The organism is Gottfriedia sp. OAE603, from assembly GCF_040543965.1.
Classification (GTDB): Bacteria; Bacillota; Bacilli; order Bacillales; family Bacillaceae_G; genus Gottfriedia; species Gottfriedia solisilvae.
On sequence record NZ_JBEUNN010000001.1, the window covers coordinates 4,002,634 to 4,022,500 of the forward strand.

The 19,867-nt window shown below is 35.0% G+C and carries 23 protein-coding genes and 2 other annotated features; all 23 genes read right to left on the reverse strand.

The window, feature by feature from the left end:
- Positions 1 to 79: 79 nt before the first annotated feature.
- Complete coding sequence (gene rplL / locus ABID96_RS20165; RefSeq protein WP_088003775.1) at positions 80 to 442, reverse strand: 50S ribosomal protein L7/L12; 363 nt, start codon at positions 440 to 442, stop codon at positions 80 to 82.
- A gap of 54 nt (positions 443 to 496) precedes the next feature.
- Entirely contained in the window at positions 497 to 997 is a 501-nt protein-coding gene (gene rplJ / locus ABID96_RS20170; protein ID WP_088003772.1) for a 50S ribosomal protein L10, read from the reverse strand.
- A gap of 44 nt (positions 998 to 1,041) precedes the next feature.
- Positions 1,042 to 1,177 (reverse strand) — a sequence feature (ribosomal protein L10 leader region).
- A gap of 54 nt (positions 1,178 to 1,231) precedes the next feature.
- The gene (gene rplA, locus ABID96_RS20175) at positions 1,232 to 1,921 is read right to left on the reverse strand and encodes a 50S ribosomal protein L1 (protein WP_088003769.1); all 690 of its coding nucleotides are present in this window, start codon (positions 1,919 to 1,921) and stop codon (positions 1,232 to 1,234) included.
- Positions 1,922 to 2,036: 115 nt separating this feature from the next.
- On the reverse strand, positions 2,037 to 2,462 hold the full coding sequence (gene rplK / locus ABID96_RS20180) for a 50S ribosomal protein L11 (RefSeq protein WP_142283142.1): 426 nt from the start codon (positions 2,460 to 2,462) through the stop codon (positions 2,037 to 2,039).
- A gap of 166 nt (positions 2,463 to 2,628) precedes the next feature.
- Complete coding sequence (nusG, locus tag ABID96_RS20185) at positions 2,629 to 3,162, reverse strand: transcription termination/antitermination protein NusG (protein ID WP_088003763.1); 534 nt, start codon at positions 3,160 to 3,162, stop codon at positions 2,629 to 2,631.
- 112 nt (positions 3,163 to 3,274) lie between these two features.
- The gene (gene secE / locus ABID96_RS20190) at positions 3,275 to 3,457 is read right to left on the reverse strand and encodes a preprotein translocase subunit SecE (protein WP_088003760.1); all 183 of its coding nucleotides are present in this window, start codon (positions 3,455 to 3,457) and stop codon (positions 3,275 to 3,277) included.
- 139 nt (positions 3,458 to 3,596) lie between these two features.
- Positions 3,597 to 3,746, reverse strand: a complete 150-nt coding sequence (rpmG, locus tag ABID96_RS20195; protein ID WP_088003757.1) for a 50S ribosomal protein L33 — start codon at positions 3,744 to 3,746, stop codon at positions 3,597 to 3,599.
- Between the two features lie 87 nt (positions 3,747 to 3,833).
- Positions 3,834 to 4,457 (reverse strand): RNA polymerase sporulation sigma factor SigH, encoded by a 624-nt coding sequence (gene sigH, locus ABID96_RS20200; RefSeq protein ID WP_088003875.1) that lies wholly within the window; start codon positions 4,455 to 4,457, stop codon positions 3,834 to 3,836.
- A 91-nt stretch (positions 4,458 to 4,548) separates the two neighbouring features.
- Positions 4,549 to 5,028, reverse strand: a complete 480-nt coding sequence (locus tag ABID96_RS20205; RefSeq protein ID WP_483301390.1) for an NYN domain-containing protein — start codon at positions 5,026 to 5,028, stop codon at positions 4,549 to 4,551.
- A gap of 34 nt (positions 5,029 to 5,062) precedes the next feature.
- Positions 5,063 to 5,806, reverse strand: a complete 744-nt coding sequence (rlmB, locus tag ABID96_RS20210; RefSeq protein ID WP_192604299.1) for a 23S rRNA (guanosine(2251)-2'-O)-methyltransferase RlmB — start codon at positions 5,804 to 5,806, stop codon at positions 5,063 to 5,065.
- A 1-nt stretch (position 5,807) separates the two neighbouring features.
- Positions 5,808 to 6,224 (reverse strand): Mini-ribonuclease 3, encoded by a 417-nt coding sequence (locus ABID96_RS20215; protein ID WP_192604300.1) that lies wholly within the window; start codon positions 6,222 to 6,224, stop codon positions 5,808 to 5,810.
- Between the two features lie 4 nt (positions 6,225 to 6,228).
- Positions 6,229 to 7,629: a cysteine--tRNA ligase gene (cysS, locus tag ABID96_RS20220; RefSeq protein WP_192604301.1), complete on the reverse strand. Its 1,401-nt coding sequence runs from the start codon at positions 7,627 to 7,629 to the stop codon at positions 6,229 to 6,231.
- A 4-nt stretch (positions 7,630 to 7,633) separates the two neighbouring features.
- Positions 7,634 to 8,272, reverse strand: coding sequence for a serine O-acetyltransferase (cysE, locus tag ABID96_RS20225; protein WP_192604302.1), 639 nt, complete (start codon positions 8,270 to 8,272; stop codon positions 7,634 to 7,636).
- A gap of 91 nt (positions 8,273 to 8,363) precedes the next feature.
- Positions 8,364 to 8,588, reverse strand: a binding site (T-box leader).
- A 42-nt stretch (positions 8,589 to 8,630) separates the two neighbouring features.
- On the reverse strand, positions 8,631 to 10,091 hold the full coding sequence (gene gltX / locus ABID96_RS20230) for a glutamate--tRNA ligase (RefSeq protein WP_192604303.1): 1,461 nt from the start codon (positions 10,089 to 10,091) through the stop codon (positions 8,631 to 8,633).
- A 42-nt stretch (positions 10,092 to 10,133) separates the two neighbouring features.
- Positions 10,134 to 10,613, reverse strand: coding sequence for a 2-C-methyl-D-erythritol 2,4-cyclodiphosphate synthase (gene ispF / locus ABID96_RS20235; protein WP_088003737.1), 480 nt, complete (start codon positions 10,611 to 10,613; stop codon positions 10,134 to 10,136).
- 11 nt (positions 10,614 to 10,624) lie between these two features.
- Positions 10,625 to 11,311, reverse strand: a complete 687-nt coding sequence (ispD, locus tag ABID96_RS20240) for a 2-C-methyl-D-erythritol 4-phosphate cytidylyltransferase (protein ID WP_192604304.1) — start codon at positions 11,309 to 11,311, stop codon at positions 10,625 to 10,627.
- Between the two features lie 25 nt (positions 11,312 to 11,336).
- Positions 11,337 to 12,404 (reverse strand): PIN/TRAM domain-containing protein, encoded by a 1,068-nt coding sequence (locus tag ABID96_RS20245; protein WP_192604305.1) that lies wholly within the window; start codon positions 12,402 to 12,404, stop codon positions 11,337 to 11,339.
- 80 nt (positions 12,405 to 12,484) lie between these two features.
- The gene (gene disA, locus ABID96_RS20250) at positions 12,485 to 13,558 is read right to left on the reverse strand and encodes a DNA integrity scanning diadenylate cyclase DisA (RefSeq protein ID WP_192604306.1); all 1,074 of its coding nucleotides are present in this window, start codon (positions 13,556 to 13,558) and stop codon (positions 12,485 to 12,487) included.
- Positions 13,559 to 13,568: 10 nt separating this feature from the next.
- Complete coding sequence (gene radA / locus ABID96_RS20255; protein WP_192604307.1) at positions 13,569 to 14,942, reverse strand: DNA repair protein RadA; 1,374 nt, start codon at positions 14,940 to 14,942, stop codon at positions 13,569 to 13,571.
- A 175-nt stretch (positions 14,943 to 15,117) separates the two neighbouring features.
- On the reverse strand, positions 15,118 to 17,559 hold the full coding sequence (gene clpC / locus ABID96_RS20260; RefSeq protein WP_192604308.1) for an ATP-dependent protease ATP-binding subunit ClpC: 2,442 nt from the start codon (positions 17,557 to 17,559) through the stop codon (positions 15,118 to 15,120).
- 20 nt (positions 17,560 to 17,579) lie between these two features.
- A complete protein-coding gene (gene mcsB / locus ABID96_RS20265) occupies positions 17,580 to 18,644 on the reverse strand; it encodes a protein-arginine kinase McsB (protein ID WP_192604309.1) in 1,065 nt (354 codons plus the stop codon).
- 5 nt (positions 18,645 to 18,649) lie between these two features.
- Complete coding sequence (mcsA, locus tag ABID96_RS20270; RefSeq protein WP_192604310.1) at positions 18,650 to 19,198, reverse strand: protein-arginine kinase activator protein McsA; 549 nt, start codon at positions 19,196 to 19,198, stop codon at positions 18,650 to 18,652.
- A gap of 20 nt (positions 19,199 to 19,218) precedes the next feature.
- Entirely contained in the window at positions 19,219 to 19,680 is a 462-nt protein-coding gene (locus tag ABID96_RS20275) for a CtsR family transcriptional regulator (RefSeq protein WP_088003714.1), read from the reverse strand.
- Positions 19,681 to 19,867 lie beyond the last annotated feature (187 nt).

A 19,867-nucleotide genomic window follows, 5' to 3' on the forward strand; every position in this document is an offset into this window, starting at 1 on the left:
GATTAGTCTTCCCAATCACAACTCTATATGTACAAAAAAAGCTCGCATAAATGCGAGCTTTTTTAAAAACGATTAGAAATTACTTAACTTCTACAGAAGCGCCAACTTCTTCAAGTTTAGCTTTCATTTCTTCAGCTTCTTCTTTGCTGATTCCTTCTTTAACTGCTTTAGGAGTGTTGTCAACTAATTCTTTAGCTTCTTTTAATCCTAATCCAGTTAATTCACGAACTACTTTGATTACTTTAATTTTTTGGTCGCCAGCGCCAGCTAATACTACGTCAAATTCAGTTTGCTCAGCAGCAGCTTCAGCACCGCCACCAGCCATCATAGCCATAGGAGCAGCAGCAGTTACGCCAAACTCTTCTTCGATAGCTTTTACTAAGTCATTTAATTCTAATACAGTCATGTTTTTAACTGCTTCAATGATTTGTTCTTTAGTCATTGTTATTTCCTCCTTATATATACCTTCAATAATAGTTTTTATGCAATTTTGGCATTAAGCGCCTTGTTCTTCTTTTTGTTCTGCAACTGCTTTAGTTGCAAGAGCGAAGTTGCGGATTGGTGCTTGTAGCACGCTAAGCAACATAGAAAGTAAACCTTCGCGAGATGGAAGTTCAGCAAGAGCTTTCACTTCTTCAACTGTAGCAACGTTTCCTTCGATTACACCAGCTTTAATTTCTAAAGCATCATGTTTTTTAGCGAAGTCATTGATTACTTTAGCAGGAGCAATTACATCCTCCGTACTAAACGCGATTGCGTTTGGACCAGTTAATGCTTCGTTTAAACCAGCTAAGCCAGCTTCTTCAGCAGCACGACGAGTTAAAGTGTTTTTGTAAACTTTGAACTCAACACCAGCTTCACGTAATTGCTTACGTAATTCAGTTACTTCAGCAACGTTTAAACCACGGTAGTCAACAACGATTGTTGATTTGCTCTCACGTAATTTAGCAGCTACTTCAGATACAACTTGTTTTTTTGCTTCTAATACTGCGCTCATTTATTACACCTCCTGTGGGTTTTAGTGTGTATACCGCAAAAGTGTAACTCATAACAAAACCTCCACGAATTTTTCAAAAAAAGACATGGAGGCTGTATATGCACGAATTTATCAGTTATACACCTCGGCAGGATATTAAGCTTACGCACCTACTGTCTACGGTAGTCTATTTAATTAGCAAGACAATCTCCATTATAGAGAGTTCTTGTCGAATTGTCAACTTTGTTTTTTATCTTAGAAACTAGCAGGATCTACTTTGATACCAGGGCCCATAGTTGAAGTGATTGCTACGTTCTTCATGTATGTTCCTTTAGCAGCAGCAGGTTTAACTTTAACCATAGTTTCGAAGATTGTTGTAAAGTTTTCTACTAACTTTTCGTTTTCGAAAGATACTTTACCGATTGGCACGTGAATGTTACCAGCTTTATCAACACGGTATTCAACTTTACCGGCTTTGATTTCGTTAACAGCTTTAGTTACATCAAATGTAACAGTTCCTGTTTTAGGGTTTGGCATTAAACCTTTAGGTCCTAATACACGTCCTAATTTACCAACTTCAGCCATCATGTCTGGAGTTGCTACTACTACATCAAAGTCGAACCAACCTTTTTGGATTTTAGCGATCATTTCAGCATCGCCTACGAAATCAGCACCAGCAGCTTCAGCTTCTTTAGCTTTTTCACCTTTAGCGAATACTAATACACGTTGTACTTTACCAGTACCGTGCGGAAGAACTACTGCACCACGAATTTGTTGGTCAGCTTTCTTCGGATCTACTCCTAAACGGAATGCCACTTCAACAGTTGCGTCAAAGTTAACAGTTGTAGTTTTCTTTACTAGTTCTACAGCTTCGTTTACAGCGTAAACAGCTGTACGATCTACTAATTTAATAGCTTCTTGGTACTTTTTACCTTTGTTAGCCATGTTCTTTTCCTCCTAATGTGGTTTTAACGGATTTTCCTCCCACGAATAAAGGTTGCGATATTACACCAAAAGCGATGTTCGCAACCTCCTCAATCACACCTTATTGAAGATGGGATTAGTCTTCAATAACGATACCCATACTACGTGCAGTACCTTCAACCATACGCATAGCAGCTTCAACTGAAGCAGCGTTTAAATCAGGCATTTTAGTTTCAGCAATCTCACGTACTTTATCGCGTTTTACTGTTGCTACTTTTTTACGATTTGGTTCACCAGAACCAGACTCGATACCAGCCGCTACTTTAAGAAGAACAGCAGCAGGAGGAGTTTTCGTAATAAACGTAAACGAACGATCTTCGAATACTGTGATTTCAACAGGAATAATTAAACCAGCTTGGTCAGCTGTACGAGCGTTGAACTCTTTACAGAATCCCATGATGTTAACACCTGCTTGTCCTAATGCAGGACCAACTGGTGGTGCTGGGTTTGCTTTTCCTGCAGGAATTTGCAATTTTACCATTTTAATTACTTTTTTAGCCACGAGACACACCTCCTTAAGTCCGTGATGTGGTAATAGGGATTCACCCTCCCACTCATATCGTTTGCATTCTCATGCATATTCTTATACAGAAGTTAATACCATCTAATCGATGCATATTGACCTTTAAAAGTCTAACACTTTCAAAATAAAAAAGCAAGGTCTAGTATTATAATTTTTCTACAAGATGTAAATCTAGTTCTACAGGCGTTTCTTTATTAAAGAACTCTACTAGCACTGTAACTTTTTTCTTTTCAAAATCAATTTCTTTTATTGAACCAGTGTAATTAGCAAATGGTCCCTCTTTTAAACGAACAACTTCATTTACTTCTAAATCGAAATCAATTACTTGTTCATCAAGACCCATATGTTTAAGGATATGTGTGATTTCTTCTTCTAACAGAGGTGTCGGCTTTGAACCTGAACCCGCTGAACCAACAAACCCTGTTACACCTGGTGTATTACGTACAACATACCATGAATCATCCGTCATAACGATTTCAACTAAAACGTAACCAGGAAACACTTTACGTTTTGTAACTTTTTCTTTACCGTTCTTCATTTCAACTTCTGATTCTTCAGGAACGATCACTCGGAAAATCTTATCTTGCATTCCCATTGTTTCTACACGCTTTTCTAGATTAGCCTTTACCTTATTCTCATATCCTGAATAAGTATGAACAACATACCAACTTTTTTCCATTTTAGAGGACTAAGTCCTTCCCTCCCCGGTCAACTTTCTTTGCAAATTAAAAAACCCGTTACCGGGCTTTTCTTTAAACATTATCATTCATTATAGCACATTTAGTTTTAACTTATTCAAGAATAAGTCGGATTAACTCAGAAATTCCTGTATCAAGCACAGCAAAGAATAATACAAAGACAACAACTGTAGCTACAACTGTCACCGTTGAATTAACTAATTCTTTTCTTTTAGGCCAAGAAACTTTCTTCATTTCGCTTTTTACATCGCGAAAAAACTTACCGATACGACCCATTGACGCAACCCCCAATATATACTTGTTTAGAGAAATGCGTAAACGTCCCGCTTGTCCGTACAAATAGAGCGTCGTTACATGCTATATACAGAAAAGCTATGATTCTAATACTGATCAAGGACACCCGCAATTATTTCATTTATTTTGTTTCTTTATGTGTAGTATGTTCATTACACGTTTTACAAAACTTCTTCATCTCCAAACGTTCTACAGTAGTAGTAGAATTTTTCATTGTGGAGTAGTTTCTATTATTGCAAGTAGTGCACGACAGGACAACTTTTTTTCTCATGGTGACACCAACCTAATTCATCTATAATTATCCATTAAAAATGTAACATGTGTCCCCTAAACTGTCAAACCGTATTAAAGAAAACCTCTATACAGATAGTTCTCTAATTTCCATATATCTTTCTAACTTCCTTTTTACACGTTGTAGTGCATTATCAATTGACTTTACATGTCTGTTTAATTCCTCGGAAATCTCCTGATAAGAACGCCCGTCTAAGTAAAGTGATAATACTTTTCTTTCTAAATCGCTTAATAATTCTGACATTTTTAATTCTATGTCCACATTTTCTTCTTGATTTATAACAAGTTCTTCTGGATCCATATTTTTAGATTCAGTCAGTACATCTAATAAAGTACGATCTGACTCTTCATCGTATATTGGCTTGTCCAACGATACATATGAATTTAATGGTATATGCTTTTGTCTTGTTGCTGTTTTGATCGCTGTAATAATTTGTCTTGTAATGCATAATTCTGCAAACGCCTTAAAGGACGAAAGCTTGTCTTCTTTATAGTCACGAATTGCTTTGTACAGTCCTATCATACCCTCTTGAATAATATCTTCACGGTCTGCACCAATTAGAAAATAAGATCTAGATTTAGCTTTAACAAAATTACGGTATTTTTGAATTAAAAATGTAAGTGCTTCTTGGTCTCCTTCTCGGACATATTCTAAGATTACCTCATCCTCCAAAGGACCATATTCTACCATTAGTTTTAATTCCTGTTCAACGTTCAAAATTAGCACCTCCGACCGTACAATTTACCTCATTATACAGTACAAAGAAAAAGGAAACAATAAGTCATCGTTCCCCTCTTCGCCATTTTTCTAAAATTTCTGTTTGTTTTGAATTTAATTTTTTGCCTATTGTCAGCCTTTGATCAGGTATTTCTTTAATTTTGCTACTAATCATTTTTTTATTTTGTGTAACTGAACGATATAACTCCATTGCCGGAATCCGAAGCGCACCTTGCCCAAAAATTTGCCATTGCTCTGTAAAATCCGAAGTTGCAACATAGATTTGATGGTTTACATGACGAAGCTCGATTGCAAGTTTTTCAATCTTTTCATCAGCAGATTGATTTTTACGTGTAAAAATCACTTCTACTTTCGAATGCTTATCTACTTTTTCAATTCCGTTTACAAAATGAGCATCAAATACGACAATGATGCTCATTCCTGTAGAAGCTTTGTACTCAGCAAGTAATGTAATCAGCAAGTCTCGAGATTTATCAAAGTCTACATCTCGCAGCTTTCTTAGATTTGGCCAAGCTCCAATCATGTTATAACCATCTACTATCAGGATTTCTTTCTTTTTATGATCCAAGAGGATTTCTCTTGCGGTGTACTTCATACATTAATAAACTTGCAGCAACAGATGCGTTTAACGAAGTAACTTTACCAACCATTGGCAGTTTAATTAGAAAGTCACATTTTTCTTTTAAAATTCTGCTCATACCTTTTCCCTCACTACCGATAATTAAACCAAGTGAGATTTCGCCGTCCATTTTACGATAATCCTCAGCACCTTTTGCATCCGTACCGAAAATCCAAACGCCTTTTTGTTTTAAGTCATCTACTGTTCTTGCAAGATTCGTTACTCTTGCAACAGGGATATATTCAATTGCTCCGGTAGAAGATTTTGCTACCGCTGAAGTTAATCCAACCGCTCTTCTTTTTGGAATGATAATACCATGTGCACCAACAGCATCTGCAGTTCTCATAATAGATCCTAAATTGTGTGGATCTTCAATTTCATCAAGTATGATGAAGAATGGTTGTTCATTACGACTACTCGCAACCTCGAATAAGTCTTCAACCTCAACATACTCATAAGCAGCAACTTGAGCAATTACACCTTGGTGATTTCCTTGAACCATACCATCTAATTTTTTATTAGGTGCTTTTTGAACTAATACTTTGTTTTCATTCGCTAATTCTAAAAGCTTATGAATTTGTCCTTTATTTGCGCTATCACTTACCCATATTTTATTAATATCTCGACCTGAACGTATTGCTTCCATAACAGGGTTACGTCCAATAATAAATTCCTCTGACATGTTATACTCCTTTTTCATTCTCAATAAATTGAATTGCAAATTGCACAATAGTATTGAGTCTATCTTCATTTTTTAGTAAGTAATGATATCCAATCAACGCTTCAATTGCCGTAGCATATCGATATGTTTGAACATCTGTATTTTTAGGGACTGTACCCGACTTGGCGTTTCTTCCTCTTTTTACAACAGCTATTTCTTCTTCAGACAGAAAGTCAGCAGATAGCATTTCTCTGATAACTTTAGCTTGTCCTTTTGCAGAAACAAAACTAGTTGCTGCTTTATGGAGTTGATGCGGTCGTACGGTTCCTTTTGCAAGGAGGTGATGTCGTACATAAATTTCGTATACAGCATCACCTATATATGCAAGAGCTAAACTATTCAGCTGTTTTACATCTATATTTTGACTACTTTCAATCATCAAGTTATCCTCTTTTCCAGCGAATACCTTGCGGAGTGTCTTCAATGATAATATTTAAATCTTTTAATTGATCACGAATTTGATCAGCTAAAGCAAAATCACGATTTTTTCTTGCTTCTGTACGTTTTTGAATTAATGCCTCGATTTCTTCATCTAACATTGCTTCTTCTTTCACTAGATTGATACCAAGAACGCTAGATAATTCATCATAAATCTGAAGGAATCGATTTATTACATTCGTTGAAGTATGTGATTCCAATAAATATTGATTCGCTGATTTTGCTAATTGATATAACACTGAAATTGCATTCGCAGTATTAAAGTCATCGTCCATAACTTTAATAAAGACTTGTTTCTCGCCTTCAATTTCATTTAACCATTTCTCGTCTTCTTCAGTTAAATTTGTGCTACTTTCAAGTCTATGCTTCAGATTTTGATATGCTGTTTTAATACGTTCGAATCCATTTTTCGCTTCTTGTAGAAGTTCTTCACTATAGTTGATTGGATGACGGTAATGTACAGATAACATAAAGAATCTTAAAAGCATCGGATCAATTAATTTGATGATGTCATGTACTAAAACAAAGTTACCAAGTGATTTTGACATTTTTTCATTATCAATATTAATATAGCCATTATGCATCCAGTAATTTGAAAAAGTTTTTCCGCTCAACGCTTCAGATTGAGCTATTTCGTTTTCATGATGTGGGAACGATAAATCTTGACCACCTGCGTGAATATCAATTGTTTCCCCTAAATATTTTTTTGCCATTGCAGAGCACTCAATATGCCAGCCTGGTCGACCATTACCCCAAGGACTTTCCCAGAAAATCTCTCCTGGTTTCGCCGCTTTCCAAAGAGCAAAGTCAAGGGGATCTTCTTTCTTTTCACCTATCTCAATTCTTTCACCGATACGTAGGTCTTCAATAGATTGATGAGAAAGTTTTCCGTATCCATTAAATTCTTTTGTTTTGAAATACACATCGCCTTCTGACTCATATGCATACCCTTTTTTGATTAATTCCTCAACAAACTCAATAATAATATCCATATTTTCCATTACACGTGGATGATTAGTAGCTGTTTTGCAACCTAGTGCTTGAACGTCCTCAAAATATGCATTTATGAATTTGTCAGCGATGGTTGGCACATCTGAACCTAGTTCGTTAGCTGCTTTAATTAATTTATCATCTACATCAGTAAAGTTTGAAACAAAATTCACGTCATATCCACGGTATTCGAAATAACGTCGTACTGTGTCAAATACAATTGCTGGCCTTGCATTACCGATATGAATATAATTGTATACCGTTGGCCCACACACATACATTTTTACTTTACCTTCTTCCAAAGGTTTAAAATCTTCTTTTTTCCTCGTTAATGTATTATAAATTTGAATCGCCATGTTTTTACTTCCTTTCAGTTATGCTCAGTAAACTTTTCAATTCTTGAATCTCAGCTTCTAATTGAAGCAATCTATCTGCATCAGGATCTGGTAAATTACAATGATCAAACTGATCATTCACTCTAATTCCATCTTGAACAACTATCTTTCCAGGTATACCAACTACTGTCGTATTATTTGGAACATCTTTTAATACGACTGAATTTGCACCTATCTTTGCATTTTCTCCGACTGTAATCGAGCCTAATACTTTTGCCCCTGTCGCTACTAGTACTCCATTTAAAAGAGTCGGGTGTCTTTTACCTTTTTCTTTCCCTGTTCCACCTAATGTTACTCCTTGATAAATAGTGACATCATCGCCAATTTCACAAGTTTCTCCAATAACAACTCCTGCCCCATGATCGATAAAGAATCGTCTACCGATTTTTGCACCTGGATGAATTTCAATGCCTGTTAGAAAGCGAGCAAATTGTGAAATACTTCTTGCAATAAAGTACCATTTTCTACGATAGAAATAATGCGCAAATCGATAAAGCCATAATGCATGTAATCCAGCATAAGTTAGAATGACTTCTAAATATCCCGTTGCAGCTGGGTCGCGTTCAAATATCGTCGCCACATCTTCCTTCATGTACTTTAGCATTTTCATTTCCCCTTAAAGAATTTATTAAGAATTCCGTTCTCTCTATCTTAATATGGTACTAAAAATAAAAAAGCGTCTCTGTGTAATTAAACACAGAGACGCTTTTTTTGCGCGGTTCCACTCTGTTTAGATAATTATTAAAAATCATCTCAACTCATGTAATATAACGGTTTCCACCGCTTTAACCTACTAAAATAATCGTTCGGCTAAAGACTCAAGGGCGCACTTCCATGTATATCGTTAAAATCACTCCCACCATCTGTGATTCTCTCTGGATAACGAACAATCATTTACTCTTCCCTATCAACATTTTTCCTATATGAATGTTATTTATATATATTACACGAATGCAAAATTGTTAACCAATAATTTGTTGTAAACGAGCAATAACTTTTTCTTTTCCTAATAACGTCATTGCAGCTGGCAATTCAGGTCCGTGACATTGTCCAGTTGTTGCAACACGAATTGGCATAAATAATTTTTTACCTTTATGTCCTGTAGCTTTTTGTACATTTTTCATAGAAGTTTTGATTGAATCTACAGTGAACTCTTCTGAAGAATTTAATTCTTCAACTAAAGCAGCTAAAACTTCTTTTACTTGGTCTTCAGAAATAACTGCCTGCTCTTCTTCACCAAATGTTAACTCATCTTTGAAGAATAAGCTAGATAGTTCTACAATTTCAGCACCAAAGCTCATTTGATCTTGGTAAAGTGCAACAAGGTTCGTTACCCAAAGATTTTCATCTGCAGTACGCTCTTCTTTCACATAACCAGCTTCGATTAAATGTGGTAATGAAATTTCTACAACTTTCTCTAATGGCTGCTCTTTAATATAGCGGTTGTTAATCCAAGTTAACTTTTGCTTATCAAACATTGCTGGTGCTGAGCTTAAACGGCTAGGGTCGAAAATTTTAATAAATTCTTCTTTACTGAAAATTTCTTCCTCACCAACTGGTGACCATCCAAGAAGTGCAATGAAGTTAAATAAAGCTTCTGGTAAATAACCAAGGTTTTGATATTGCTCAATAAATTGTAATACAGATTCATCACGTTTTGAAAGCTTTTTACGGTTTTCATTCACAATAACAGCCATGTGTCCAAATTCAGGTGCATCCCAATTTAATGCACGGTAGACCATTAACTGTTTTGGTGTATTTGAAATATGCTCTTCTCCACGTAATACATGGCTAATTTTCATTAACGCATCATCTACTACTACTGCATAGTTATACGTAGCAATTCCATTCTTTTTCACAAGAACCCAGTCACCGATATCTTTTGATTCGAATTTGATATTTCCACGTACAATATCTTCCCATTCGTAAGTATCAGATGTTGGTACTGCAAAACGAATTGTATATTCTGCACCTTCTGTTTCTTTTGATGATCTTTCTTCCGCTGTTAAATGACGGCATTTACCGCTATAACGAGTAGTTGGAAGTCCAGAAGCAATTTGAGCTTCACGTTCAGCTGCAAGTTCTTCTTCTGTACAATAACACTTATAAGCGTGACCTTTTTCAATTAACTCGTTAGCGTATTGTTTATATAAATCTAAACGTTCTAACTGACGGTATGGACCATATTCTCCACCCTTATCTGGGCCTTCATTCCAGTCGATTCCTAACCAGTGTAAATATTTAGCTTGGCTTTCTTCGCCACCTTCAACATTACGCTCAATATCTGTATCCTCAATACGTAATACCATATCGCCGTTAAAATGTTTCGCAAATAAATAAACATATAATGCAGTACGCGCGTTACCAATATGTAAATGACCTGTTGGACTAGGTGCATAACGAACTCTTACTCTATTTGACATTTGTAGACACTCTCCACTGATTTATAATTATACTTTATTAGTTTAAGCCTTCTTCTGTAACAATACAACCGCTTGTGAGGCAATTCCTTCTTTTCTTCCAGTAAAACCTAACTTTTCAGTTGTCGTTGCTTTTACATTAATACGATCAGAAGACGTTTCTAGTAATTCTGCAATTCTGCTTCTCATTGATTGTATGTACGGTGCCATTTTTGGTGCTTGTGCAATAATTGTACAATCAGCATTGACTAATTCATAACCTTTATCTTTTACAAGTTGATAAACATGAATTAAGAGCTTTGCCGAATCAGCATCTTTAAAAGCTGGGTCCGTGTCTGGGAAATGTTTCCCAATATCGCCTTCTCCTATCGCGCCTAATAAAGCGTCTGAAATTGTATGAAGAAGCACATCAGCATCTGAATGTCCAAGTAAGCCAAGCTCATACGGAATTTCAATGCCACCAATAATTAATGGGCGATTTTCTGCAAAAGCATGAACATCAAACCCTTGTCCGATTCTAAACATGTAAACACCTTCTAATCTCGATATTGTTCATAGATTGTTTCAGCAAAAAACAAATCCTCTTTTGTTGTAACTTTTATATTATTATAATCACCATTTACTACTGAAACAACTTGTCCATTCCATTCAACTAAGCTTGCATCATCAGTCCCTAAAAAACCATTTTGAATCGCTTTTTGATGAGCTTGTGCCAAGCATTCATAAGTAAAAGCTTGGGGAGTTTGTACTCCCCAAAGTGTAGATCGATCAATTGTTTCAACTACTTGATCATCAATTACTTTTTTAATAGTGTCTTTCATAGGAACTGCACAAATAACTGCTTGATGGTCATTCAGTCTTTCTAAAATTCTTTCAATGACATCATTTGATACAAAAGGTCTTGCACCATCATGTACAAGAACATAGTCCGCTGGATCTTTAATCGACAGTAAACCATTATATACACTTTCCTGTCTTTCAGACCCACCTTGTACATATGTGATTTTTTGTTTAATTGAATTAGTTAGGTTCAATGATTCAAATAGATGTTTCTCAGCTTCTTTGATTGGCAATATAATCTCATTACATCTCTGATCTTCACCAAATACTTTAATTGTTAATTCGATAATAGGTGAATTCTTTATCTTAAGAAATAATTTATTGAAGCCTGCGCCCATTCGAGAGCCTGAACCCGCTGCTGGGATAATAACTTTATATTGCATGCCTCTGTTACCCCTTTACTTTACCTTACTTTACTTTAGCGAATATCATACGCCCTGCAGATGTTTGCAGAACACTTGTAACGATTGTATCTATGCGTTTTCCGATTGATTCTTTTCCATCTTCTACAACAATCATCGTTCCATCATCCAGGTAAGCAACACCTTGTAGCTTTTCTTTACCTTCTTTTACCACAAATGCCGTTATCACTTCTCCTGGTAATACAACAGGTTTGATAGCATTTGCTAAATCATTTATATTCCATACTTTAATTTGTTGTAATTCACTTACTTTGTTTAAATTAAAATCATTCGTCACTAGAATACCGTTCTTTAGCTTTGCAAGTTTAACTAACTTTGCATCAACTTCTGGAACATCTTCAAAGTCACCTTCATATATTTCTACTTTCATAGCAAGCTCTTTTTGAATTCGATTTAGAATATCTAAACCTCTTCTACCTCTATTTCGTTTTAACGTATCAGAAGAATCTGCTATGTATTGCAATTCAGCTAATACGAATTGCGGAATGACAATCGTACCTTCTATAAACCCAGTTTGACAAATATCAGCGATACGTCCATCAATAATGACACTCGTATCTAAAATTTTAACTGGTGTCTCTTCTGCATCCTGACCTTCAGTTGCTTTTCGCTTAGAAGCTTTTGATAAAGTAAATAACCCAAGTAATTCTTCTCTTTTCTTAATCCCAACTTGGAATCCTAAATAACCTAACACAATCGTAACGACAATCTGAATAATTGATGACACATATTGTAATCTAATCGAGTCAATTGGCAATGAAATAAGAAATGCCAGAATAAGTCCAAAAACAAGTCCTAAACTACCAAACAAAATCATTGAAATAGGAGCCTTTAACAATTTCTCCTCTATATACCTAATAAACATTACTGTTGGATCTACTAACCAAAGCGATAAAATGAAAAAGATTACTGCCCCACATAATGCTTGTACGTATGAATTAAGCAATAACGTAGGCATCTCTGTTTTTAACAACTTATCTAAGAGTGGAAACAATACTAAACATAATGTACTTCCCACAAAGATATAAATTACTTGTACTATCCTTTTTATCACTTCGCCACCTCCTATCAATAATATGTAATTACAACTATGGTTATTTATATTGTAATTAACTCTATCTTAGACGAAACAACTCAATTATGTCTATTGATATACAATTGCTCTTGGATTCGTTTTAATCCTTCTTTGATTTTTTTAGCACGGATTTCACCTATTCCATCGACATCATCAAGCTCATCAAGTGAAGCTCTATATATCCCTTTTAAATGTCTGAACCGCTCTGTTAAATTCTCGATGACCAAAGGTGGCAATCTAGAAATTTTCATTAACATTCTATAACCTCTAGGTTCAACCATCTCTTCTAAATTTGTATTATTAGGGAAGCCAAGCAGTTTGATAATGACGTGGTCCTCTAATAACTCTTCATTTGCTAACTCTTGTAGTTTTTGCAAAATATATTTAGGATTTTGCTCTTTATTATAATGATAATCTTTAATTAATAATAATGCCTCCTCCTCAAGGTCCGAAATGATTTCAATTAATTGTAATTCAATCAATCTACCTTCATCACCGAGTTCAATTACATAATTATTAATTTCATTTTTAATACGCAATACCATTTCAACACTATGTAGTACATTGACAACTTCAAATAAAGTGACTAACTCCTCAAATTCTAAAATACTAAGAGAAGTAATCCCTTGATTCCATACACTTTTATATTTCTCAAGCGTTTGAATCGCTTGGTTCGCTTTTGTTAAAATAACCCCTATATCTTTTAACGTATATCGTAGGTTTCCTTTGTACAAAGTAATGACATTTCTTCTTTGTGAGATTGCAATCACTAAATTTCCTGTTTGTCTTGATACACGCTCAGCAGTACGATGACGCATACCAGTTTCTTTTGTAAAAATAGATTGATCAGGGATTAATTGTGCATTTGCTAAAAGAATTTTCGAGCCATTTTCATTTAAAATAATTGCACCATCCATTTTCGCTAACTCATACAAGCTTGCAGGAGAAAATGGATCATTAATATGAAAGCCGCCATCTACCATTTGTTTTGTTTCATCATTGAAGCCCAGTACAATTAAACCACCTGTCTGTGCTCGCAAAACATTGTCAATCCCATCACGTAATGGCGTACCAGGTGAAATCATCTCTAATACCGGTAGCATCGTTTTGGTCTTTTGCTTTTGATCTTCCATCTATACCCTCCTAACTTAACAAATGTTTTAAAGCCTCTTGAACAGAGTTTATCCCTATTATTTCCATTCCTTCAGGAAAACTCCATCCTCCAATATTTTTTGCAGGAATAATTGCTCGTTTAAAACCAAGTTTGGCAGCTTCCTGTACCCTTTGCTCGATCCTAGATACTCTTCGTACTTCTCCTGTTAGACCAATTTCACCAATTACGACGTCTGTTGGTTTCGTAGGCTTGTCTTGAAAACTTGAAGCAATACTGACCGCAACAGCTAAATCTACGGCAGGTTCATCTAACTTTAAGCCTCCTGCAACCTTCAAATATGCATCTTGATTTTGTAATAATAGACCGACTCTTTTTTCAAGAACAGCCATAATTAAAGAAACACGGTTGTGATCGACTCCCGTAGCCATTCTTCTTGCATTTCCAAAACTAGTAGGTGATACAAGAGCTTGTAACTCCACTAAAACAGGTCTTGTCCCTTCCATTGAAGAAACGACTGTAGAACCAGCTACGCCAAAAGGACGCTCTTCCAAGAAAATTTCAGAAGGATTTAACACCTCGACCAATCCTAATTCCTTCATTTCAAAAATGCCAGTTTCATTTGTTGAACCAAAGCGATTTTTTACCGCTCTTAATATGCGATATGTATGATGCCTTTCACCTTCAAAATATAAAACTGCATCTACCATATGTTCTAATAAACGAGGACCTGCAATTGCACCTTCCTTCGTAACATGACCTACTATGAATATAGGTATACCTTTTGTTTTAGCAATTTTCATTAATTCAGATGTACATTCTCTTACTTGTGAAACACTACCAGGAGCTGAAGTTACCTCATTCAAATAAATTGTTTGAATGGAGTCTATTACAACAAAATCTGGTGCCATTTCATCCATAAATCTAGCAATGTAAGAAAGATCAGTCTCTGATAATACAAATAAGTTTTTTGTAACAATTCCTAGACGTTCTGCTCTAAGCTTTATTTGTTTCTGTGATTCCTCTCCAGAAACGTATAATACTTTATGGTCCTTTTTTGCTAATTGTGAAGAAACCTGCAAAAGCATCGTCGACTTCCCGATACCAGGGTCTCCACCAATTAATACTAAAGAACCTAGAACAATTCCTCCACCTAATACACGATTAAACTCTTGAAAAGTCGTTTCAATACGCGTTTCAGACCCAATTTCAACTTCCATAATGGAGATTGGCTTAGAACCTTCAGTTGAAGAGCTTGTATTAAATGTTAATCTTCTAGAACTTGGTGCTTGTTCAATGAACTCAACCATTGTATTCCATTCATTACAAGCTGGACATTTTCCTACCCATTTAACAGATTCATAACCACAAGATTGACAGACAAATTTAGTTTTCTTTTTAGCCATATGTATTGTACCTCTCATGCAACATGATTACTTAATTTAATATATGTATTCTAAGTCTATCCTACCTTTTTTATGATATAAGAAAAAGGGCTTCACGCCCTTTTTCAAAAATTAGTTAATTGATTGTTTCCATATTCTATCATCCTATTTTAAAAGGATCAGAAACAATTATTAATTATTGATTTACAATTTCGGCAGCTGATTTAATGACATATTCATTTTCTTGAACATCAAGTACAACTTTTTGTCCTTTTTCAACAGCACCTTTTAATAGTTCTTCTGATAATCTATCTTCAATTTGCTTTTGGATTGCTCTTCTTAATGGACGAGCACCATATTCAGGATCGAATCCTTCATCTGCAATTTTATCAATCGCTGCATCAGATAGTTCTAATTCGATTTCTTGCTCTTTTAATCGTTTTGTTAAACTATTTACCATTAAATGAACAATCTCTTTAATGTGTTTTTTCTCTAATGAATGGAACACAATAGTTTCATCAATACGGTTAAGGAATTCTGGTCGGAATGCTTTCTTTAATTCCTCCATTACTTTCCCTTTCATATCTTGATAGTCTTTCGCTCCATCATTAATATTAAATCCAACGTATTTATTTGTTTTTAATGCACTTGCTCCAACGTTAGAAGTCATGATTACTAGTGTATTTCTAAAGTCAACAGTTCGACCTTTAGAATCAGTTAATCTACCATCTTCTAATACTTGAAGTAAGATATTAAATACGTCTGGATGAGCCTTTTCAATTTCATCTAAAAGAATAACTGAATATGGCTTACGTCTAACTTTTTCAGTTAATTGACCACCTTCATCATATCCTACATATCCTGGAGGTGCACCAACTAGTCTTGAAGTTGCATGTTTCTCCATGTACTCAGACATATCAATACGAATCATTGCATCCTCGTCACCAAATATTGTTTCTGCTAGAGCTCGCGCTAATTCAGTTTTACCGACACCAGTTGGCCCTAAGAAGATAAATGAACCGATTGGACGTTTAGGATCCTTTAAGCCAGCTCTTGCACGCCTTACTGCTTTAGAAACAGCAACAACAGCTTCTTCTTGACCAATTACACGTTTGTGTAAAACACTTTCCATGTTTAACAGCTTATCAGCTTCAGTTTGTGCAAGCTTAGTAACTGGGATATTCGTCCATGAAGATACAACATTCGCAATATCTTCTACAGTCACTTCAGAATTCTCTTTACCTTGCTTTTCTTTCCACTGACGTTTTGTATCTTCTAATTGTTCACGTAATCTTTGCTCTGAATCTCTTAATGATGCTGCTTTTTCAAACTCTTGGCTTTGAACAGCCGCATCTTTTTCTTTACGTACTTCTTCTAATTTCAATTCTAATTCTTTTAAGTTTGGTGGTGTTGTAAAGCTACGTAAACGTACCTTTGAGCCAGCTTCATCAATGACATCAATCGCTTTATCTGGTAAGAAACGATCTGTAATATAACGGTCAGATAATTTTACTGCTTCAATAATTGCTTCATCAGAAATTGATACTCTATGATGCGCTTCATAACGGTCGCGTAACCCTTGTAGAATTTGAATTGACTCATCAACACTTGGTTGATCCACTGTAATTGGTTGGAAACGACGCTCTAAAGCTGCATCCTTTTCAATATATTTACGGTATTCATCAATTGTCGTAGCACCAATACATTGTAATTCACCACGTGCTAGTGATGGTTTTAAGATATTAGATGCATCAATTGCACCTTCAGCACCACCAGCACCGATTAATGTATGAAGCTCGTCGATGAATAAGATAATATTTCCTGCCTGACGGATTTCGTCCATTACCTTTTTCAAGCGATCTTCAAATTCACCGCGATATTTAGTTCCAGCTACAACTGTCCCCATATCAAGCGTCATTACTCGTTTATCACGAAGAATTTCTGGAACTTCATTATTTACAATTTGTTGCGCTAACCCTTCAGCAATTGCCGTTTTACCTACACCTGGTTCACCAATTAGAACAGGGTTATTTTTCGTACGACGGCTTAACACTTCAATAACACGTTGAATTTCTTTGCTACGGCCAATAACAGGATCTAAACGACCTTCTCGAGCAGATACAGTTAAATCACGAGCTAAGCTATCTAACGTAGGTGTATTTGCTTGGTTAGCTGATCCATTTTGATGATTAGATGAGCTTTCATTGCTACCTAATAATTGAAGCACTTGTTGACGAGCTTTATTTAAGCTAACACCAAGATTATTTAATACTCTTGCAGCAACACCTTCTCCTTCACGAATTAAGCCAAGTAAGATATGTTCTGTCCCTACATAAGAGTGGCCTAGTTTTCGAGCCTCATCCATAGATAACTCAATTACTTTTTTAGCTCTAGGTGTATAATGTACTGTTTGTGCTACACCTTGACCTCGACCTATTAAAGTTTCTACTTCTTGTTGTACTTTTTCAGGACTTAGTCCAAGAGCAAGTAATGCTTTTGCTGCAATTCCTTCTCCTTCACGTACAAGCCCTAATAATATATGTTCTGTTCCTATATTTGAGTGTCCAATTCGGATTGCCTCTTCTTGAGAAAGAGCTAATACTTTTTGAGCACGTTCTGTAAATCGACCAAACATCATAATTGGTTCCTCCCATATAATTAGTTATTTTTACTAGATAGTTTTTCTCGAATTAATGATGCTCTTCTTATATCCCTTTCTTCAGGTGTAAGTTGATTACCAACAAATTGTTGTAGTATACCTGGTTGGGTTAGGATCATTAATTCATTTAAAAAGTTTTTAGATAGACCGGTTATTAAACCTAAATCGATACCTAATTGTACATCTGATAAACAAACTGCACTCTCTTTTGTTTCAATAATTCGACCATATTTTAGTATCCCTAGAGAACGATAGATTCGGTCCTCCAGTCTGATTAATGAAGTTTTTACAAGAGCGTCTCTAGCTGACTTTTCATGTTTGATCAACTGTTGAACGATTGTAATCAAATCTTCAATAATCTCTTCTTCCGATTTCCCCAATGTGATTTGATTAGAAATCTGAAAGATATTACCTAAAGCTTCGCTACCTTCACCATAAATTCCTCTTACAACTAATCCAAGTTGATTAATTGTTGGGATCAAACGATTAAATTGCTTTGTTATGACAAGTGCCGGTAAATGCATCATTACAGATGCTCTTAAACCAGTACCTACATTAGTTGGACAGCTTGTTAGATAACCAATCGTTTCATCAAAAGCGTACTCTAGTTGACTTTCAATATAATTATCTATATTATTCGCCTCTGTTAATGCTTCTCTAAGTTGTAAACCTGGATATAAGGCTTGAATACGTAAATGATCTTCCTCATTAATCATTATGCTAATTTGTTCATTTTGAGAAAGAATACATGCACCATGTACAGATTCAACTAAATTTGGACTAATCAAATGTTTTTCAATGAGTACACGTTTTTCTACAGGTTCTAACTTATTAATTTCAATATATTCAAAAGGTGCATTTGGTAAAGCTGTTCTTCCTTCAAAATAATGTTTAACTAAGTGACAAATTTCTTTTGCCTTGTCTTGGCTTAATAAAGTCGGATATAAATATGAGCTAAAATTTCTAGCAAGCCTTATACGACTACTTAGTACAATGTCATCATCAGGACCTTCTTGCTTCATCCAAGGACTAATTGCTTCATTTATAATGCGATGAATTGACATAAAACTTACTCCCCCTCCTCTTGAAGGATTTGTAAATCTTTTTCGATTGTTCGAATCTCATCCCGTAATTTGATCGCTTGCTCGAATTCTTCTTTTTCAATAAAAGTCTTCATTTGCGTTTTGAGATCATTCAACTTTCTTTTTAATGAAATTGCTCCACTAATTTTCTGAGGCAATTTTCCTGTATGAGAAACATTTCCGCTATGAATCCTTTTTACAATTGGTTTCATTTGCTCTTTAAATGTCTCATAACAAGTTGAACAGCCTAAACGTCCGATTTTAGTAAACTTTTGAAATGTCATCTTACATCTAGGACACTCAATTTGTTGATCTTTATGAATTGTATTTTTTTTCATTTCATAAATACCATTATTACCTTTAAATAATCCGGCTAACAAATCATTTACAGAATATCCACCTATTTCGGAAAAAATATATTTGTTGTTTGAATCATTTACACACTTCTCGCATAAGTGAATATCTGTCTTTTCACCATTTATAATCTTAGAATAGTGTAATGTTGCCGGACGTTCTTGACATTCTTGACATATCATTGGGGGGCAACCTCCATATTCTATTTATATTTTAAACTCCTTAACATTGCCTTTAATAATCTTGCTCTTAATTCATCACGATAAGGTAAATTGACCATTAAAACTGAGCGATCTAATACACTTAGCATCATTTTTGCTTCTCTTTCTGTGATGACATTTCTCTCAAGGAGTAAATGTATATAATCTTCTGAGCTGGATTGAGCGATACTAGCGTTAAAACTATTCATTATCTGATCAATTACGCTGGCCTTATCATGAAATTGTACTTTGATAATTCGGATGTAACCTCCACCACCACGTTTACTTTCAACTACATATCCTCTTTCTAACGTAAACCTTGTATTAATAACATAATTAATTTGTGATGGTACACAATCGAATTTATTAGCAATTTCACTTCTTTTTATTTCAACATAATCTTTGTCTGATACATCAAAGTACTGCATTAGATATTGTTCAATAATATCTGATATATTTTTCATTACTAACCACCCTTACTGACTTTGACTATCTTTGACTATTATTATATTCCTTTCAAGAAAAATTTCAACTAATAACTCTTTTATTATTTTTGCCAAAGTATGAACGACTTAATCTGATTTGTATTATATAAATATATGTAAATGAATGTTTATTATGTAGTTATTTTTAATAAGTTACATTGAATAA

Bases quoted from the DNA above. Each gene is read 5' to 3' on its own strand.
- ispF (WP_088003737.1), bottom strand. From the start codon at position 10,613: ATGTTTAGAATCGGACAAGGGTTTGATGTTCATGCTTTTGCAGAAAAT.
- rplL (WP_088003775.1), bottom strand. From the start codon at position 442: ATGACTAAAGAACAAATCATTGAAGCAGTTAAAAACATGACTGTATTA.
- ispD (WP_192604304.1), bottom strand. From the start codon at position 11,311: ATGCAATATAAAGTTATTATCCCAGCAGCGGGTTCAGGCTCTCGAATG.
- rpmG (WP_088003757.1), bottom strand. From the start codon at position 3,746: ATGAGAAAAAAAGTTGTCCTGTCGTGCACTACTTGCAATAATAGAAAC.
- mcsA (WP_192604310.1), bottom strand. From the start codon at position 19,198: ATGATATGTCAAGAATGTCAAGAACGTCCGGCAACATTACACTATTCT.
- radA (WP_192604307.1), bottom strand. From the start codon at position 14,942: ATGGCTAAAAAGAAAACTAAATTTGTCTGTCAATCTTGTGGTTATGAA.
- clpC (WP_192604308.1), bottom strand. From the start codon at position 17,559: ATGATGTTTGGTCGATTTACAGAACGTGCTCAAAAAGTATTAGCTCTT.
- secE (WP_088003760.1), bottom strand. From the start codon at position 3,457: ATGGGTCGTATCGGTAAGTTTTTTCGCGATGTAAAAAGCGAAATGAAG.
- cysE (WP_192604302.1), bottom strand. From the start codon at position 8,272: ATGCTAAAGTACATGAAGGAAGATGTGGCGACGATATTTGAACGCGAC.
- cysS (WP_192604301.1), bottom strand. From the start codon at position 7,629: ATGGCGATTCAAATTTATAATACATTAACGAGGAAAAAAGAAGATTTT.
- gltX (WP_192604303.1), bottom strand. From the start codon at position 10,091: ATGTCAAATAGAGTAAGAGTTCGTTATGCACCTAGTCCAACAGGTCAT.
- rlmB (WP_192604299.1), bottom strand. From the start codon at position 5,806: ATGTCAGAGGAATTTATTATTGGACGTAACCCTGTTATGGAAGCAATA.
- mcsB (WP_192604309.1), bottom strand. From the start codon at position 18,644: ATGTCAATTCATCGCATTATAAATGAAGCAATTAGTCCTTGGATGAAG.
- rplA (WP_088003769.1), bottom strand. From the start codon at position 1,921: ATGGCTAACAAAGGTAAAAAGTACCAAGAAGCTATTAAATTAGTAGAT.
- disA (WP_192604306.1), bottom strand. From the start codon at position 13,558: ATGGAAGATCAAAAGCAAAAGACCAAAACGATGCTACCGGTATTAGAG.
- ABID96_RS20215 (WP_192604300.1), bottom strand. From the start codon at position 6,224: ATGATTGAAAGTAGTCAAAATATAGATGTAAAACAGCTGAATAGTTTA.
- ABID96_RS20275 (WP_088003714.1), bottom strand. From the start codon at position 19,680: ATGAAAAATATATCAGATATTATTGAACAATATCTAATGCAGTACTTT.
- rplJ (WP_088003772.1), bottom strand. From the start codon at position 997: ATGAGCGCAGTATTAGAAGCAAAAAAACAAGTTGTATCTGAAGTAGCT.
- sigH (WP_088003875.1), bottom strand. From the start codon at position 4,457: ATGGTAGAATATGGTCCTTTGGAGGATGAGGTAATCTTAGAATATGTC.
- nusG (WP_088003763.1), bottom strand. From the start codon at position 3,162: ATGGAAAAAAGTTGGTATGTTGTTCATACTTATTCAGGATATGAGAAT.
- ABID96_RS20205 (WP_483301390.1), bottom strand. From the start codon at position 5,028: ATGATTGGAGCTTGGCCAAATCTAAGAAAGCTGCGAGATGTAGACTTT.